We start from the raw sequence: 14,949 nt of genomic DNA on the forward strand, positions 1-14,949 counted from the left end.
CGGAGGAATATTCATGAGATTTCCCACGCTTGCAGCAACGACGCTTGCCGCTTCCTTTCTGTTTAGCGGACAGGCCCGGTCGCAATTTGTCGTCATCGACCCGGCGGTAGTAACACAAGCGGGCTTAACAGCGGTTTCCACTGCGCAGATCCTGATAAAGTCAGCCCAGACGCTCGCTTCCACGATGGAAATGGTGGAGATACTAAAGTCGTCATTCGGTGTCACGGGGCTGCTAAGTTCACTGAACCAAGGAAATCACTACCCGTCGGGCAATCAGCTTGAGAGGCAGATGTTTGAGGGTCAGGCGCCAACTTCGATTAAAGCGCGTGCAATTGCGGACAACCCAAACCGGAAAGTCGACGGCACGGATTCAGAAGCGAAACTGTTACAGGGACAAATCGCTGGTACCATCAATGCCGCAGCTCTTGCGGCCGACACTCTGGGCGTAATGGACAAGCGCCTTAAGGCCAACGACAACACGCTTGGTCAGCTTTCCCGCTCGGGAAATATTGTGCAGGCCACCGTCACCAACGGTCTGGTCCTCAAGCAGATTCATGATGCGATTATCCAAAATGTCCAGGCCACGAGTCTGCTGACGATGGCCACTGCACAAGCGAGCCTTCACGCCGCAGAGGAGGCCGCGATGCAGCGTCGCGAACGCCAGGACACCGCCAGAATGTTTGAGTAGCGACGCTTAATTCATCCGGCTCATCTGCGCTGATCAGGGGCAAATAAGGTTCACGCAATGGTTTTCAGAATTCCTGCGCCATTCACGGCCATACACGCGATCTTTCATGTGGCCTTTACGGCGGGGCTGCACAAAGTGATTGGAAACGTCCAAGAGGCGGTCAGTGCGCCTCTGGTTGCGTGCGTCACGCTCTGGATCATAATCCAAGGCTTTCTGGTCATGCGCGGTCAAGTCGACGCGCGCGGAGGTATCTCGCGCGTAGTCACGGTATCGATTGTCGTCGCCCTCATCTTAGGGCAGGCCAACTATCAGTTGTACATTGAATCAGTCTTCGACGACACGATTCCAAAGCTTGCCCACCAGATCAGCGGAAGCACCTTGCCCTTCATCGGTATCCCCCAGAAGCTCGACGTAATGTTCGCTTCAAGTCAGAGTGCCTTTCAGCGGATTGCTTCCGAAATTGGGCCAATGAATCAGCAGGACATACTTGCCTTCCAGGGAGCGCAATGGATTTTGTACGGTTCGCTCTGGACAGCGTTCGAGATCTATGATGCCGTTGGAATTCTGACGAAGGTGCTCCTGGCGATCGGCCCCCTCGTTCTTGTAGGCTATCTTTTTGATCACACTCGAGACATGGCTACCAGATGGATCGGCCAACTGCTCTCATACGGGCTGCTGCTTGTCCTCCTCAACATCGTTGCAACGATAGTTATCGCGGCCGAATCAGTCGCGCTGGGAGTCATGCTTGCGGTGATCAAATACAAGGGTACGACAGCAGCCAAGATCATCGGGCTTTACGAGCTCGATATGCTTTTCCTAGCTGGTGACGCTTTGATCGTCGCGCTTCCGACGATCGCCAGCAGCATAGCCGGGGGTTCTTGGGCAGGTGCGAACCAATCTCTTAGCAGCCTCAATCGCCGCATTGCCAAAACGGCAGGTGGTTAATCAATCGACAAGCGCGGGTACCTCAACATGAAATACTATCTACTTTTGTCAATACTGGCTTTGGCGGCCTGCAAGACAACCGATAAGCTTGCGACCTGCACGGGTTCGCCATTCCAACTGAACGTGGGACAATGGGAAACCTCCCCTGAAGATCTTCAAGTCGAATGTGCGAAAGAGCCCAAGTGAAATTTCCTGAACATGCCCTTCTGGTGGAGAGAGAAACGCTAGCCGCCCACTATAAGAAGGTGGAAGCGTTTCAAACTTCACGAGCGAAGTCTGCGCGGCGCCTGTCAAAGGCCCTCATAGCCTTTGCGGCAGCGGCGGTCCTAGGAAATGTTGCGCAGGCATTTACCATCGCTGCCATGGTCCCGTTGGCCAAGCTCGTACCTGTGTTCCTCTGGGTACGCCCGGATGGAACAGTTGACAGCGAAGTGTCAGTCTCTCGACTGCCGGCAACCCAAGAGCGAGCCGTCATAAATGCTTCGCTGTGGGAATATGTACGCCTGCGCGAGAGCTACACAGCCGATTCCGCCCAATACGGCTATGACCTCGTATCCAGTTTCAGCGCACCGGCTGTGCGGCAGCAATATCAAGATTTCTTCAATTATCCGAATCCCACCTCGCCGCAAGTCACAGTCGGCAAGCTCGGCAAGCTCGAAGTCGGGCATATTTCCTCAAACGACATCAGTCCGGACGTTCAACAGATCCGATACAAACGCACCCTTTCCATTGATGGGCAGATGCCGTTGGTGACCACCTGGACCGCAACCATCCGCTACGAGCGCCTGACAGATCTGCCTGCCCAATCAAGGCTCACCAATCCGGGAGGTCTACTCGTCACTTCCTATCAAACCTCGGAAGATAGCGTGTCGAACCTGGGTGACGTGCAGCCATGACAAAAAGAGCGTTTCTCGCACTGGCCTGTTCACTACTCGTAACGCTGGAGGCTTCCGCGGAAGACACCCCGCTTGCCGGCAAGCATGATGCACGGATGCGCTACTTGGCTTACCGTCCCGACGAAGTGGTGCGCCTGTCGACCGCGGTGGGGGCAACGCTGGTCGTCACATTCGCGGCCAACGAGACCGTCGCAGCCGTGGCCGTTTCCAATAGCAAAGACCTGGCTGCGCTCCCACGCGCCAACTACCTGTTCTTCAAGGCCAGCCGGATCCTGCCGCCGCAGCCGGTCGTCGTTCTGGCCGACAGTGAGTCCGGTACCCGCAGATATGTCTTCAGCATTTCAACGAGAGCGATGCCAAAATTAGATGAGCAGCAACCTGACTTATACTACAGTGTGCAGTTCACCTATCCCGGTGATGAGGCCGCTGCTTTGAGACAGGCAGCAGAAAAGCGCTCGATTCTTGGTCAGGCCCGGGCAAAGGTGCAGCAGGAACAGAGGGTTCAGGATTTGTTGAATCAGCCCGGTACAACTGCCAGTTCCGACGAAAGCAATTTTCACTACGTCGCAAAGGGCGATCGATCGCTGGCGCCGCTGCAGGTTTTCGACAATGGCTTTACCACCGTATTTGGCTTCGCAAGCAATTCCCGTATACCCTCCCTCTACATCATCAATCCCGACGGCAAGGAAGCCGCTGCCAACTTCACAGTCAAAGGCGACTATGTTGAAGTATCCGCAGTCGCCCGGGAATGGCGTCTGAGAGATGGCAATACGGTATTGTCGATTTTCAACAGAGCATATGATCCTGTTGGACGAGCGCCGGGCACCGGTACAGTGAGACCCGACGTGTGGCGCGTTTTGAAAGGCTCGGGCCGATGAATGAAACCGGCCCACAGTCGGGACACGATGTAAATGCATCCGCATCGTTGGTCTCGGAGCCGGCCCGCCGGCATGTTTCGGGACCACAGAAATTGGCCGTCGCCGGTCTTGTTCTCATCTCATCTCTGTCGCTCATCTGGCTCGGAAGTCGTCCCAGCACACAAGACGAACCCTCTCAGCCAAACCCGCCAATTTCCCCCAACGCCGAGCCGTTCCGCCCCGTGCCTATTGAGCTTGCTCCCGAACCTCCAGCACCTGCAAAGGCGGCGCAGGCGGCAGATCCTGCGCCATCCACGCCGCAACCCGCGGCAGCTGAACCGCCGCCCGAGGAATCACCAATTTTCGCCTACAGCAGCGGCAGTCAAAAGCCCGACGTGGCTCAGCGGAGCGAAGACGACCACAAGGATGCTCCCGCGACCGCGGATGAGATCTCGATCGGTGGCGATCTGTCAGGCCGATTGAAGCCAGATATACAGGAGCCGAGCCGGGCCACACTTTTGCCGCACCCTGATCTCGTGATTACTCAGGGAACGATCATTCCTTGCCTTTTGCAAACGGCGGTCGACACAAATTTACCCGGCTATGTGAAGTGCGTCTTACCTAAAGACGTCCGCGGCGCCACCAACAATGTCGTGCTCTTGGATCGTGGGACGACCGTGATTGGCGAGATCCAGCACGGTCTCGAACAGGGGGATGCGCGTGTCTTCGTGCTGTGGACGCGCATCGAAACACCTGACCATGCCCTCGTTTCGATAGCATCGCCGGGTGCTGACGAGCTCGGCCGCTCCGGAGTGCCTGGCACGGTGGATAATCACTTCCGGGAACGCTTTGGCGGAGCAATGCTGATGAGCGTCCTTCAAGGCGCGTTCCAGGCGGCCGGTCAATACGCGGCTAGCTCTGGCGGAGGAAGCGGCATCAACAGCTTCCAGAGCAATGGCGGACAAGCCGTCGAGACGACACTGAGAGCGACGGTCAACATTCCGCCAACCCTGAAGAAAAACCAGGGAGATGCTGTATCCATCTTTGTGGCTCGCGACCTCGATTTCTCGGATGTATACGGTCTCACGGCAACTGTCGTGGCGCCAGCCCCCCAACATCGCCAACGCCGGAGAGACAACAATGCGATCGGAGGCTGACCCTCAATTGCGTTTGCTTCTCGACCCCGTTCTGAAATGGCTTGAGGAGCCCAGGACCGAAGAGGTCGCTATCAACCGGCCTGGGGAAGCGTTTGTGCGACAAGCCGGCGTCTTCACGAAACATCCGCTACCGCTAGGTTATAACGATCTGGAGGACATCGCGATTCTCGCTGGAGCGCTGCGCAAGCAAGATGTCGGACCGCAAAGCCCCCTCTGTGCGACTGAGCTGCCGAACGGAGAGCGGCTGCAGATCTGTTTGCCGCCCGCTGTTCCCTCAGGAACAGTAAGCCTGACGATACGGCGTCCTTCAAGTCGTGTGACCGAACTGAAGGAAGTTTCTTCTCGCTACGAATACTCACGTTGGAATCAATGGCGGTCACGAAAACAGCGCCAAGAGCGGCAGGACGAAACTATTCTTCAGCAATACGACGATGGTGACTTGGAGAAGTTTTTGCAAGCGTGTGTTTCGGGACGGCTCACGATGCTGCTTTGCGGACCTACTGGAAGCGGCAAAACGACAATGAGCAAGACTTTGATCAACGCTATACCCCCGCAAGAGAGACTGATAAGTATCGAGGACACGCTGGAGCTTGTAATCCCGCACGAGAACCATGTCCGGTTACTCTATCCAAAGGACCGAGCCGGCGTAGGTGCGGTGACAGCCGAGCAACTGCTGCAAGCGAGCTTGCGCATGCGCCCTGATCGAATATTGCTCGGCGAGATGCGCGATGATGCTGCATGGGCCTACCTTAGCGAAGTCGTCTCCGGCCATGCGGGATCAATATCAACGATCCATGGGGCTGATCCGGTCCAGGGCTTCAAAAAGCTCTTTTCCCTCGTCAAGAGCAGCCCGCAAGGAGCCGCTGTGGAAGATCGAACGCTTCTTGACATGCTGTCGGCTGCCGTTGACGTCATTGTGCCGTTCCACACCCAAGGTGACCTGTACGAGGTGGGAGAGGTATGGCTTGCCGCCGATGCCCGGCGACGGGGAGAGACAGTAACCGACCTCCTTAACAAGCACTAAGGCTAGAACAACGTCTCTGCATCGATAAGTCCATTGTGATGCGACGCGTCGTTTTGTTCTGCTTCGATGTCTTTTGCCAGGCCTTCTCACATTACTTGCATAGAATGAGCGCGTCAGCGCGTCGGCGGCATCACGCCATCATCATTATACGAATCGCATGCTCTATTGTCCTGGACGAGACCGGTCTCGCTAGCCGAAGGACGAAGGCCTGATTGTCAGATGTGACCGGCATGGGGTCGATGTCACCGATGACTATGAAAGGCACCGCCATGATGGTGGGGCATACGGACTCGGCCCGTCCTCGCTCGAGGAAAGGCGTCTTCGCCAAAATCAGCAGGTCAGCTGCCTTCCCGCTCTCGACCCAGCCGCAAAGACTTTCGAAGGTCGCGAAGCCGATCGGCTCATAACCCAGCGCGGCGATATTGTCCTTGTGAATCTCCAACTCTGCTGGATCGGGTTCCACGACTGCAATGATTCCGCCGTTGGCCGGTGATCCGTTGTATGGGCCGAAAGTGACGTCAGCGCTGACTGGCTCCTCCTCGGAGGCTGGCAAGTAAATATCAAAGCGCGTACCTCGGCCAACAACCGAGCTGACGTCTAGGCATCCTGCGAGCGCGCACACCTGCCTGTCCACTGCAGCAAGACCCAGCCCGGTCCCGCCGACGCGAGAGCGTGTGGTAAAAAAAGGCTCAAAGACATGCGGAAGTACCGAACCTGCGATTCCTGGGCCATCGTCGCTGATGGAGAGCAGAACGTAATCTCCAGGTCTCAAGGTGCCCTGAGCCAACCGCTTTGTTTCGCAGATGCGGGTCCGAGAAACGCCAACCTCGACACGGCCGTCGTTCAAGACAGCCTCCGATGCGTTCTTGCACAGATTCATAAGGATCTGCTGTATCTCGGTTGGGCTGCCCTCGACAACCGTTTGCCACTCGTTGATCTTGAAATGCAACTGAACATCTGCACGAACTGTAATGCGTAGCAGTGGCGCAAGGTCCATTACAATTTCGGAGATATTGAAAGGCACTGCCACGCGCTTGCGTTTTTGGCTGAGTGCCAAAATCTGGTCAACGATCAGCTTGGCTCGGTGGCCAGCTAAGATGATTTGGTTGATGGAGTTTTGAATTCTCGAGGGCCGACGCACAAGACCTAGTGCGATCTCTGAAAATCCAATTATTGATCCTAAAATATTATTGAATTCATGTGTAGCGCCGCTTGCGATTGTGCCGACAGTCCTCAGCCTTTCCACATGCTCCCATCGATTCAACAGAAGGTCGCGTTCCGCATTTATACGCTGCATTTCAAGATGGTTGCTTAGACGCGCAATAGCACTGGCAAGAACCCGGAGGTCGTCGGCTGAAGGGAGTGAGCGATCTCCTTCAAAGACGAGGATGCAAACGGCAACCTGCTGACCGGAGGCGCTGCAACCAACAATTTGACAAACACCGGAAGAGCCTCTGGCGGTCCGAACCATTTCCGCCGCCGGGATGACGCGAAACACTGGCCGTCCGGCGCGGACAAGTGAAACGAGTTCATCAATAAGCGCGACGTTCCAGACGCGCATGCACGTGTTCGCCAGAAAGTACTCGGTATGCCTGATGAGACTCGGATCCACCAGAGTAAGCGCGCATTGGTCCGCATCGAAAACGCGTTGAATGCGTCTAAGGGCTGCTTCGGTGGAACACCGCGCCGAGGCATTCTTTGCTATACTATCGTTGAAGCGAGCTTCGATCGCGCTCAATTCCTCTTCAAGCTCCAACCTTTTTTCTAACCGGTTGGTCCGCAGATGCTGCCTGAACGCCCTAATGATCGCTGCCAAGCAAAGGCATATGGACACAGAGCCAAAGAAAAGCCACGTACGCTGCGCCTGCGCGCCGGCCAAACTGTAGCCTTTCAGATGCTCTCGCTCCAGTTCGGCAGCCTTGGAGAACGTGTCGAGGGATGCGATCTGATCGGCAGCTTGCTCCAACCTCCATAAAGAAGACAGGACAGGGCGGAACCTGGCCACGACATCCGCGACAGCTCGGGCCTGGCCCGGAGTAAATCTTTCGAGAAGCTCCATCTGTGAGGCGAGGGTAAGCCCCGGTTCGACTGAAAACACGATCAGTTCGGAGAGTTCAAGCTTGCCGCCCTCAAGGCGGTCAATTGAACGAGCAAGATCTGCGAGAGAGCTTTGCATACGCTGATTATGCTTGACCAAGGCTGAGATGGCAGCCTGCGTGTTTTCGATCGAGTTTACGAGCTGCGCGAGCAATCTGGATTGCCCGGAGGCCTCATCGGGCGAAATCTCGAAACCGCGCTGCAAGTCTTCAAGATTCCTTTGCAATGCCTGTCCGGTAGAAGCAACCGAGTGGTCCACTTCCATGTCGGTCCGAGCACGGGCGACGTCGCGCTGGAGCAATGCATCGTTGATCTGAATCGTTCGCAGCTCGCTTATGACCGCGTCGTTGATCTTGGGGGCCTGCCTCTGCGTCCCGACCAAGAGCGCAATCGAGGCGGCTAAGGCGAGGACAAATGCTTTGTCGCCACTGAGCCATGTTTCCCAAGGAAACGGCGTTTGACCCGCAGCGCATGGGTTGCGAAAGTCTGACCTGAATTCTAGCTCCGCATCGGTTCGGTATGCGGCCGGATGCTGCTGGAACAGGAAAGCCATGTGTACCTCTCCCCTCATAAAGACGGCTTCGACACCGTCGCACTTTGCCCCCTTGGCCCCGCTGACCCTCCGTTGAATTTCGCGGCGATTAGACTTCGACCGTTCTGTTCCGAACTCTGGCCACTCGCGAGCTCGACCCGAACGTGGAAACTGAAGGCACGGCGTTACGGCACGTGAGAACGATAACTGGGCTATCCGTGAATGCTGATTTGATAGTTGTTGAGAAGGGAAGGCACCAATGCGGGCTGACACCGCGTGACGGATTCAATCGAGATTTGCCTGTTTTCGCGCGGCGAGTAGAACCACGCCGATGTTGAAGGTACCGTTGAGTCTCGTCATAATAACGGCAGGAACCGAACACTCGTGAGCCTTCGTTGCGTCAGTCCGCTCAAGCCATCACGCACGCGGCAGAGCTAACTTCCGGCAAGAGTTTCATAGCTGGGCCAACAAATTGCGCTCTGTGCCTGACCAGAGTAAGCAGGACGTACGTACGATCGGCATGATCCCCGAGGAGCGTTCGCACTTCATCTCTTATCCGGCGAAGGATAGCCCATTGAGCAGCCCACCATCGGTTATGAGATCGAGGCGACACACAAGGCGGGCAACCGGTCGGCAGTATTCGGAACTCTCTTCCGAGAGATCATGGAGGGACAGACAAGCCGCACGCTGCAGCAGCCTGGGGATGACACCGGTCGGCCAGCCATTATGCCGCTAACCCGCTTGCGATCTCTGTGCATTGTATCTCCTGCGTGCAGCCTCTGCATTAAGCCAGCGTCGACGACCAGAGCCCATGTTCCACCAAACAAGGGTTAGCTTTCAAGAAGCTGATTGAACAAATTGATTGTTTGGATAGCACGCATCCGAACAATGGATGCAGCTAAATGCAGCGGCGGTTTTCGTTAGATGCGAGCGAGCGTCTGTTGGCAAGAACCACCGCGGGGCGCGGGCGAGGTGAGGGGCTGCACGCCAAGCGCGTCGGGACGGTCATCGAGGATCTGCGTGCGGGTTTGCAGCAGAAGATGTGCGCCGATCCTGCCCCACTGCATCTGCCGTTTGTTGGGAACCCGCTTGGAACGGTGTTGACGGTGGCCTTGACGAGGGCCGAAGAGATGCGATCTCCGGACCGCTAACGCTCGCCGTAATTAATCAGGCTGGCACTGTTGGGGGCGATGTGGGCCTGGTGAACTCGCCGATGGCGGTCAGGAACTTGCGCATGTTCGGCTAGCCTGTTTCGAGACCTTCCGCGTCGAATTGCAGGTCGGCGATTTCGTGACGGGCCCGATAGACGTCAACATGCCAGAGATGCCATTTGATCCTGCGCAGAGTTTCGAGCAGGTCCTGTCCGGTCTGCTCGTCCTGGTTTTCGAGCCCTTGCACGAACTGCCGAAGGATCCTGATGCGCACGGTGATATGGAACCAGTCGGCGAGTCTTCCCCACCGTCGGTGATGAAGGTGATATCGATTGGCTTGGACGGGCTGCTTCTTGAGATGGTCGAGAATGCGCCGTTGCGGCTCGCGATCATAGCCATAAACGAAACCGATGTAGCGCGGAGCACCCTCTTCAGGCAGCGAGCGGCCTACGATCAGCTCGAAATTCTACTTCCGGTCGTTTGGTCGCGGATGAAAGTTCGATGCGGCTGCAGAACGCGTTTGCGATGGCCGCCCATCTTCCCGGCGCTACCGGAGCACGATAACGTTGCGACCATTTCACCACCGAAGAGACCGCAAAGCCAAAGCGCGACCAACCCGATCCAATTCTGCGCCGCCCAACTTCCATCTCGAACGGTGCGCGGAACGCCCGCGCGCCGGGTGCCTAACTAGCAGTGGCACTGGGCATGCCCTGTGCTCGGCTATTCGAGCTTCTCCAATGCCTGCCTAATGTCATCTCCGGCGTCCTCCGGCAACGGCAAAATAGGGCGCGGTGGCTGGACGTGCGCCAGACCGAGGTAGTCGGCGATGACGAACATAACGCGGAAGCTGCCGTAGCGTTTGAACAAGGTCCAGAGCGGCCCGAAAGCGCGGTTCAACCGAGTGGACTCCACCGCGTCGCCGGACTGCGCTGCACGCGTCAGCGCAAGCGCCGGGACCGCCAGCAGACCTGCCGCAACGCTGTACCAGGTGTCACATCCGGCAAGCAGGGCATCCGCCGCGCCCCAATCGCCGCTGTATCCGATTGTGAACGTGTCAGGCGTCATCGACCGCAAACGTGCCAGTTCCCCCGCGTAATCGTCATCCGCCGCCAGAGGCATTTTCACCGCGACGATGTTGGACACCTCTGACAGCCGGGCGATCAATGCGTCGCTGAATGTGAAGCGCGTGGTGCTTGGATTGTTATATATGCACAAAGGCAATTCCCCCGCCTCGGCCACCGCGACGAAGTGCTGGAAGACTTCGTCCTCGTTCAGGGGAACGTAGGACATCGGTGCCAGGAGCAGGCCGTCAGCGCCAGCGGATTTGGCATCGCGCGCCAGAGCCTGAGCTTCGTCGGTACGCAATGCACCCACACCCACGACAAGAGGCGTTTTGCCGCCGATGCATTCCACGGCAGCCTGAACGGCACGCTTGCGTTCTTCCCTGGTGAGGTAAGCATAACCGCCCGTGCTCCCCAGAAGGCCGATGGAGTCCGCTCCCGCGCGTTGAATACGCTCGAGAAAACGAGCCAGACCCTCGGTGTCGACATGCCCTTCCGCATCGGTTGGCGTAAGGGGGAACGCCGACAGGCCGCGAAACAAAGTCATCATCCATTCCTTTCGAAACTACATACGGGAAAGCAGCATACGCAGCCCGGCGAACGCGAAGAACATCGCCAACAGACTTTCGATCCAGCGGCGGCAGCGGCGATACAGAGCCACCATAGGCGGTGTGGAGAAGACAATGGCGTAGCCGCAGAATATCGTGACACTTAGGATGGCGCAGCCACCCAATATCGCCGCGATGCTCTGCCACGATGAATTCGGGCCGATCCCCAGCGTGACGAGCGCGATCCATGCCAGCACGGATTTTGGGTTCGCCAAATGCATCAAGAGGCCCTTCCGATAGAGCTCACCCCGCGAAAGAGCGACTTGGTCGGTCGATGCGCGCACCGCCAGCTTCTCGTTCGACGTAAGCGCCGACCGTCCCGCCCTGAAGGCGAGGAATAGCAGGTAAAGCCCCCCGAAAACCTGCAGAACGAGCAGTGCCTGGGCGTACCTGGCCAACAGGGCGGAGATGCCGGTGGAGGCCATAAAACCCCAAAAGATCGAGCCGCTGACGACGCCGGAGGCGAGCATGAGCGCAGCACCTCTGCCGCGCGCCATCGCAACCCCCATAATGCGCATGTTGCTCGGGCCGGGGCTCCCCGCGGCAATGACATATGCAGCAAAGACGATGAGCAACTGATGGAGATCGACATTCATTCTCTCAGCCCTTTATAATCTCGATCGGATCGATCGCGCCGGATGCCCCGGGCGGCCATGGATCCGCTCGCTCGACCGGAAACCTCATCCGGCGATGGCAATTTCTTCGCTCGCGATTTTGCAGCCAGGCATCAAGGCATTCAGCCCTCCGACCATGGCATCCGTCGCCTCTGCCAATGCATCGTCCGGCATGGTCTCCAACGCCTCCAGTACGAACCACATCCGGCCTGTTAGGGTCTGCAGGCGGGTTCGAGTGCCCTGTCGCCAGTTCCAGCGTCGGCAGGTGACGCCAATGTCGTCGCGCCAGATGACCTCACCGGGCAAGGGAGGATCGTTGACCGCCTCTCCATTCATCATGGTGTCGAACGTCTCACTCCCGTCAGCGATCGTCAGGTGGGGTCTTCCGACATAGGCGTCAAAATTCTCTCCACCCACCGGGACTGCGTACTTCAGGCTGATGGCGTTGTAGAGATCGACGATCGGGTTGATCGTCGAAAGAGTGCCGTCTTTCAGAACCCGCTTTCTGAGGGCCTGGGCTGAGCACGGCGTACGGTTAGGCTTCGCGCCAAAGACGACGTAGGCGTCGGACCAACTCGCCAGATGAGCTTCTGCCCAAGCCGGGCCATCCGCCAACGCGCAATCGCAGGCTTCACCAAGCAATCGGGGATCGAAACGTCCTTCTCCAGCTGAAGTGGCATCGACGTAGACGCTCGCGACTCTAAATCCCGATGCAATATTCTTAATTCGACCGTCGATGATGGGACCCTCAAACATCCAGGCAACTCCATCAGTTCGAGCGCAAGCAATCCATACCGGCGCGACCAGTCACGATCGCTTCCCTGACTGCAAGCCAATATTGCAGTTTACTGGTCCAAACTAAACTGCCACTTTTGGAGATTTTAATTGGTCCAGTATAGGAAGGTTCTCGCAGCACGGGAGCGACGCGTCGAATTTATCAATCCCTGATCAAGCAGATCCAGGCCGGAGTGTACGGGTGTCGGTGACGCCACCCAGTTCTCCGCAAGCAAGCGGCCCACAAGTTCCCCATGATCCGGTCATGCTTGTTGTGAACCCTAGGGCATTATGGTCGATGCCAGCGCCACCAGGGTGGCGTCGTACTGTTCGAAACCCCCCGATTGTCACCGCGGTTTTGCTTGACGCGCGCGATGCCTTAGCTGAGGCCTAGGATGAAGCGCCGATTGGAGGGACGGATCGACCGCGCGTTAGATGCGTAAAGCGTCGTAAACCGCTTGATGTCTGTGGTGTCGACCTCGACCGGTTCCATTGCAACCATCCACTCCACGTTTTCGGTGCAGGGCGGAGTCGTTAATGATCCCTCATAGGTCCAGTAGCCGAGCGAGGCCGGCAAAAGCCCGTTGGGATCGAACTCGTCAACTGCCATCTCCTCGCCGGGCCGGGCCGGAAAGACCTTGGCGAGACCGGCAAAGCTGATATTTGTCGCGCCAGGCGTAAGAAGGACGCTCAGCACACCCAGAGTATCGCTCTTTGTGGCTTTATGGACAAAATGCGCTTCCATCGGGAAGCTCATGCCCGCCACGTGATGCTCGCTCGGCGCGTGGAAATGCAACTGTGCCAGTTGGTAGACGCGATCCCCGCGGGTCAAGGTGCTGCCTTCCGGCATGTTGATTTGAATGGTGTGGCCGTTGTTCACCATCCTGCCGCCGCCCTTGAGCCAACTGATGTCGATGCGCGGTATATCCGCCTTTACCGTGCCGGCGATGTCGATGGGTGACTGCTGCCTGCCCGCCGAACAGGCGAAATTTCTCGAGTCCAGATCGGCCCAATGCTCCGGCCCGACCGAGCCGCCATATCCCCAATGGGCGCTGGCCGCACGCGCGGTCTGGGCGCAGATCGGGCACACGCCCAGCGCGATGAATCCTCTAATTAGGTTACGACGATGCATATTGCCTCGCTCCTTGATGCGAACCTTATGTCCTTGCTACCAATTGGTGCAGTCAAGGCACAGCCGCAAGGGCGGGCGTAGGTTGAGCCGCGCCACCAGCGTACACGCCAGCCAGTCCTCGTCGAACTGGTAAACTGGAAGAAGCGTCGCCGCCGGCGATCGTTGGAGGCTACGCTCGCCGGTCCGTGGAAATGGCTGGCGACGTGGCTCAGATTCACCGTGCTGCCGCTGATCAGGCCAACAACCAGCACAGCCGGCGTCGCCGGTCCGGCTGTTACTCGGCGGTATGTGGCCCGTAACGTTGAAGCGGGAGTGTCGGGCAGGCAGTGCATTGCAAAAGGATCCCCTCTTTGGCGAGACGAATTCCTCCATTCCAACTGATTCCCGACCTCTCGGCCACCCACTGTGTAGCCTGCCCGCCACGCTCTCCAAGACCATAAAGGCATGGATAAAACTCGCGAATACGCCTTGGAAAGCAGGTCTCAAAGGCCAAGGGGACCTTCCATCTGGAAAATGCCAAGCAAAGCTCGCGTTCGGACGATCCATGCGGTTGCCAGGCTGGCTGCCTCCGGTCAGGCGAGATCCGGATCCTTCCGCGAGGATAGCTGTAAACGTCTACAGGCTGCATCGCTGTGCGCTTTGCCCTTCGATGGCGGGAACACAACCCGCACGGAGGCGACGAATGATTCAGCTGATCACACCTGGCCTCTATAGCGAATTCGCAGGCGAGCTCAAAGAGATGCACGGGCTCAGATATCGGGTTTTCAAGGAGAGGCTCGATTGGGAAGTTCAGACCGGAGGCGAAATGGAAACAGACACCTTTGACGACTTGAAGCCTGTCTATCTGCTGCTCAAGGGATCCGATTGGCGAATTCGTGGCTGCGTGCGCCTCTTGCCAACCTCTGGGCCGACCATGTTGCGCGACACATTCCCGGCGCTGCTGGGTGAGGCTGTGGCGCCCGCGAGTCCTGACATATGGGAAAGCAGCCGTTTCGCGCTCGATTTGCCCCCATCAACGCCCAAGGCGGCAGGCGGCCTTGCCCAAGCAACCTACGAGCTCTTCGCCGGCATGATCGAATTCGGCTTGGCCAACAATCTCACCCGGATCGTGACGGTGACCGATACGCGTATGGAACGGATCCTTCGCCTCGCAACGTGGCCATTGTCGCGCATCGGAAAGCCGCAGCCCGTCGGCAAAACGGAGGCGGTGGCCGGGTTTCTCGAGATCTCTCACGCCAGCCTGTTGCGCATCCGCTGGAGGGGACGTCTGAATGGGCCGGTACTGTGGCAACCGATTCTCGGCCTGCCGCACGGCCCATGCGGATAGCCAAGACGTGGTGCGTGGCCCCAGGGATCGGAAGAGGGTTTGCTTCTCGTCGCCGAAAGGAGTCATTGCGTCCGGCCTGGAGAAGC

At 57.7% G+C, this 14,949-nt stretch carries 13 protein-coding genes and 2 pseudogenes; 8 read left to right on the top strand and 7 right to left on the bottom strand.

All coding sequences use genetic code 11. The features are described from left to right. The first annotated feature begins 13 nt into the window (after positions 1-13). From FCU66_RS20650 to virB11, 7 genes are read left to right on the top strand one after another with little or no spacing between them, the layout of a single operon-like run. Positions 14-688: a TrbJ/VirB5 family protein gene (locus FCU66_RS20650; protein WP_136621951.1), complete on the top strand. Its 675-nt coding sequence runs from the start codon at positions 14-16 to the stop codon at positions 686-688. Positions 689-745: 57 nt separating this feature from the next. Next, positions 746-1,633, top strand: coding sequence for a type IV secretion system protein (locus tag FCU66_RS20655; protein WP_027033432.1), 888 nt, complete (start codon positions 746-748; stop codon positions 1,631-1,633). Positions 1,634-1,660: 27 nt separating this feature from the next. Beyond that, complete coding sequence (locus tag FCU66_RS20660) at positions 1,661-1,819, top strand: type IV secretion system lipoprotein VirB7 (protein ID WP_080680416.1); 159 nt, start codon at positions 1,661-1,663, stop codon at positions 1,817-1,819. Next, positions 1,816-2,529 (top strand): type IV secretion system protein VirB8, encoded by a 714-nt coding sequence (locus tag FCU66_RS20665; RefSeq protein ID WP_027033433.1) that lies wholly within the window; start codon positions 1,816-1,818, stop codon positions 2,527-2,529. Before FCU66_RS20660 ends, FCU66_RS20665 begins: the two co-directional genes overlap by 4 nt. Beyond that, positions 2,526-3,407 carry a P-type conjugative transfer protein VirB9 gene (locus FCU66_RS20670; protein WP_136621950.1) on the top strand — a complete coding sequence of 294 codons (882 nt, stop codon included), beginning with the start codon at positions 2,526-2,528 and terminating at the stop codon, positions 3,405-3,407. Before FCU66_RS20665 ends, FCU66_RS20670 begins: the two co-directional genes overlap by 4 nt. Then, positions 3,404-4,543 carry a type IV secretion system protein VirB10 gene (gene virB10 / locus FCU66_RS20675; RefSeq protein WP_136621949.1) on the top strand — a complete coding sequence of 380 codons (1,140 nt, stop codon included), beginning with the start codon at positions 3,404-3,406 and terminating at the stop codon, positions 4,541-4,543. Before FCU66_RS20670 ends, virB10 begins: the two co-directional genes overlap by 4 nt. Then, positions 4,527-5,567, top strand: coding sequence for a P-type DNA transfer ATPase VirB11 (gene virB11, locus FCU66_RS20680; protein ID WP_069091240.1), 1,041 nt, complete (start codon positions 4,527-4,529; stop codon positions 5,565-5,567). Before virB10 ends, virB11 begins: the two co-directional genes overlap by 17 nt. Positions 5,568-5,697: 130 nt before the next feature. Here virB11 and FCU66_RS20685 read toward each other — a convergent pair whose 3' ends face one another. From FCU66_RS20685 to FCU66_RS20715, 7 genes and pseudogenes are all read right to left on the bottom strand, one after another. Beyond that, complete coding sequence (locus tag FCU66_RS20685; protein ID WP_136621948.1) at positions 5,698-8,217, bottom strand: ATP-binding protein; 2,520 nt, start codon at positions 8,215-8,217, stop codon at positions 5,698-5,700. Between the two features lie 986 nt (positions 8,218-9,203). Continuing rightward, a pseudogene (locus tag FCU66_RS20690) lies at positions 9,204-9,813 on the bottom strand (ISKra4 family transposase); the annotation flags it as partial. A gap of 14 nt (positions 9,814-9,827) precedes the next feature. Further along, positions 9,828-9,955 (bottom strand): annotated as a pseudogene (locus FCU66_RS20695) (IS630 family transposase); the annotation flags it as partial. 112 nt (positions 9,956-10,067) lie between these two features. Further along, complete coding sequence (locus FCU66_RS20700; RefSeq protein ID WP_136621947.1) at positions 10,068-10,955, bottom strand: dihydrodipicolinate synthase family protein; 888 nt, start codon at positions 10,953-10,955, stop codon at positions 10,068-10,070. Positions 10,956-10,973: 18 nt separating this feature from the next. Beyond that, complete coding sequence (locus tag FCU66_RS20705) at positions 10,974-11,612, bottom strand: LysE family translocator (RefSeq protein ID WP_010914002.1); 639 nt, start codon at positions 11,610-11,612, stop codon at positions 10,974-10,976. Positions 11,613-11,696: 84 nt separating this feature from the next. Further along, positions 11,697-12,386, bottom strand: coding sequence for a B3/B4 domain-containing protein (locus FCU66_RS20710; RefSeq protein WP_136621946.1), 690 nt, complete (start codon positions 12,384-12,386; stop codon positions 11,697-11,699). A gap of 397 nt (positions 12,387-12,783) precedes the next feature. Then, positions 12,784-13,536: a carbonic anhydrase gene (locus FCU66_RS20715; protein WP_136621945.1), complete on the bottom strand. Its 753-nt coding sequence runs from the start codon at positions 13,534-13,536 to the stop codon at positions 12,784-12,786. A gap of 682 nt (positions 13,537-14,218) precedes the next feature. On the opposite strand from FCU66_RS20715, the gene FCU66_RS20720 reads away from it, so the two are divergent. Next, the gene (locus tag FCU66_RS20720) at positions 14,219-14,863 is read left to right on the top strand and encodes an acyl-homoserine-lactone synthase (RefSeq protein ID WP_136621944.1); all 645 of its coding nucleotides are present in this window, start codon (positions 14,219-14,221) and stop codon (positions 14,861-14,863) included. Positions 14,864-14,949 lie beyond the last annotated feature (86 nt).

This window comes from Mesorhizobium norvegicum, from assembly GCF_004919685.1.
GTDB lineage: Bacteria > Pseudomonadota > Alphaproteobacteria > Rhizobiales > Rhizobiaceae > Mesorhizobium > Mesorhizobium norvegicum.

What these genes read in the sequence shown, in the direction of transcription:
- FCU66_RS20650 (WP_136621951.1), top strand. Translation starts at nt 14, where the DNA reads ATGAGATTTCCCACGCTTGCAGCAACGACGCTTGCCGCTTCCTTTCTG.
- FCU66_RS20655 (WP_027033432.1), top strand. Translation starts at nt 746, where the DNA reads ATGGTTTTCAGAATTCCTGCGCCATTCACGGCCATACACGCGATCTTT.
- FCU66_RS20660 (WP_080680416.1), top strand. Translation starts at nt 1,661, where the DNA reads ATGAAATACTATCTACTTTTGTCAATACTGGCTTTGGCGGCCTGCAAG.
- FCU66_RS20670 (WP_136621950.1), top strand. Translation starts at nt 2,526, where the DNA reads ATGACAAAAAGAGCGTTTCTCGCACTGGCCTGTTCACTACTCGTAACG.
- virB10 (WP_136621949.1), top strand. Translation starts at nt 3,404, where the DNA reads ATGAATGAAACCGGCCCACAGTCGGGACACGATGTAAATGCATCCGCA.
- virB11 (WP_069091240.1), top strand. Translation starts at nt 4,527, where the DNA reads ATGCGATCGGAGGCTGACCCTCAATTGCGTTTGCTTCTCGACCCCGTT.
- FCU66_RS20685 (WP_136621948.1), bottom strand. Translation starts at nt 8,217, where the DNA reads ATGGCTTTCCTGTTCCAGCAGCATCCGGCCGCATACCGAACCGATGCG.
- FCU66_RS20700 (WP_136621947.1), bottom strand. Translation starts at nt 10,955, where the DNA reads ATGACTTTGTTTCGCGGCCTGTCGGCGTTCCCCCTTACGCCAACCGAT.
- FCU66_RS20705 (WP_010914002.1), bottom strand. Translation starts at nt 11,612, where the DNA reads ATGAATGTCGATCTCCATCAGTTGCTCATCGTCTTTGCTGCATATGTC.
- FCU66_RS20710 (WP_136621946.1), bottom strand. Translation starts at nt 12,386, where the DNA reads ATGTTTGAGGGTCCCATCATCGACGGTCGAATTAAGAATATTGCATCG.
- FCU66_RS20715 (WP_136621945.1), bottom strand. Translation starts at nt 13,536, where the DNA reads ATGCATCGTCGTAACCTAATTAGAGGATTCATCGCGCTGGGCGTGTGC.
- FCU66_RS20720 (WP_136621944.1), top strand. Translation starts at nt 14,219, where the DNA reads ATGATTCAGCTGATCACACCTGGCCTCTATAGCGAATTCGCAGGCGAG.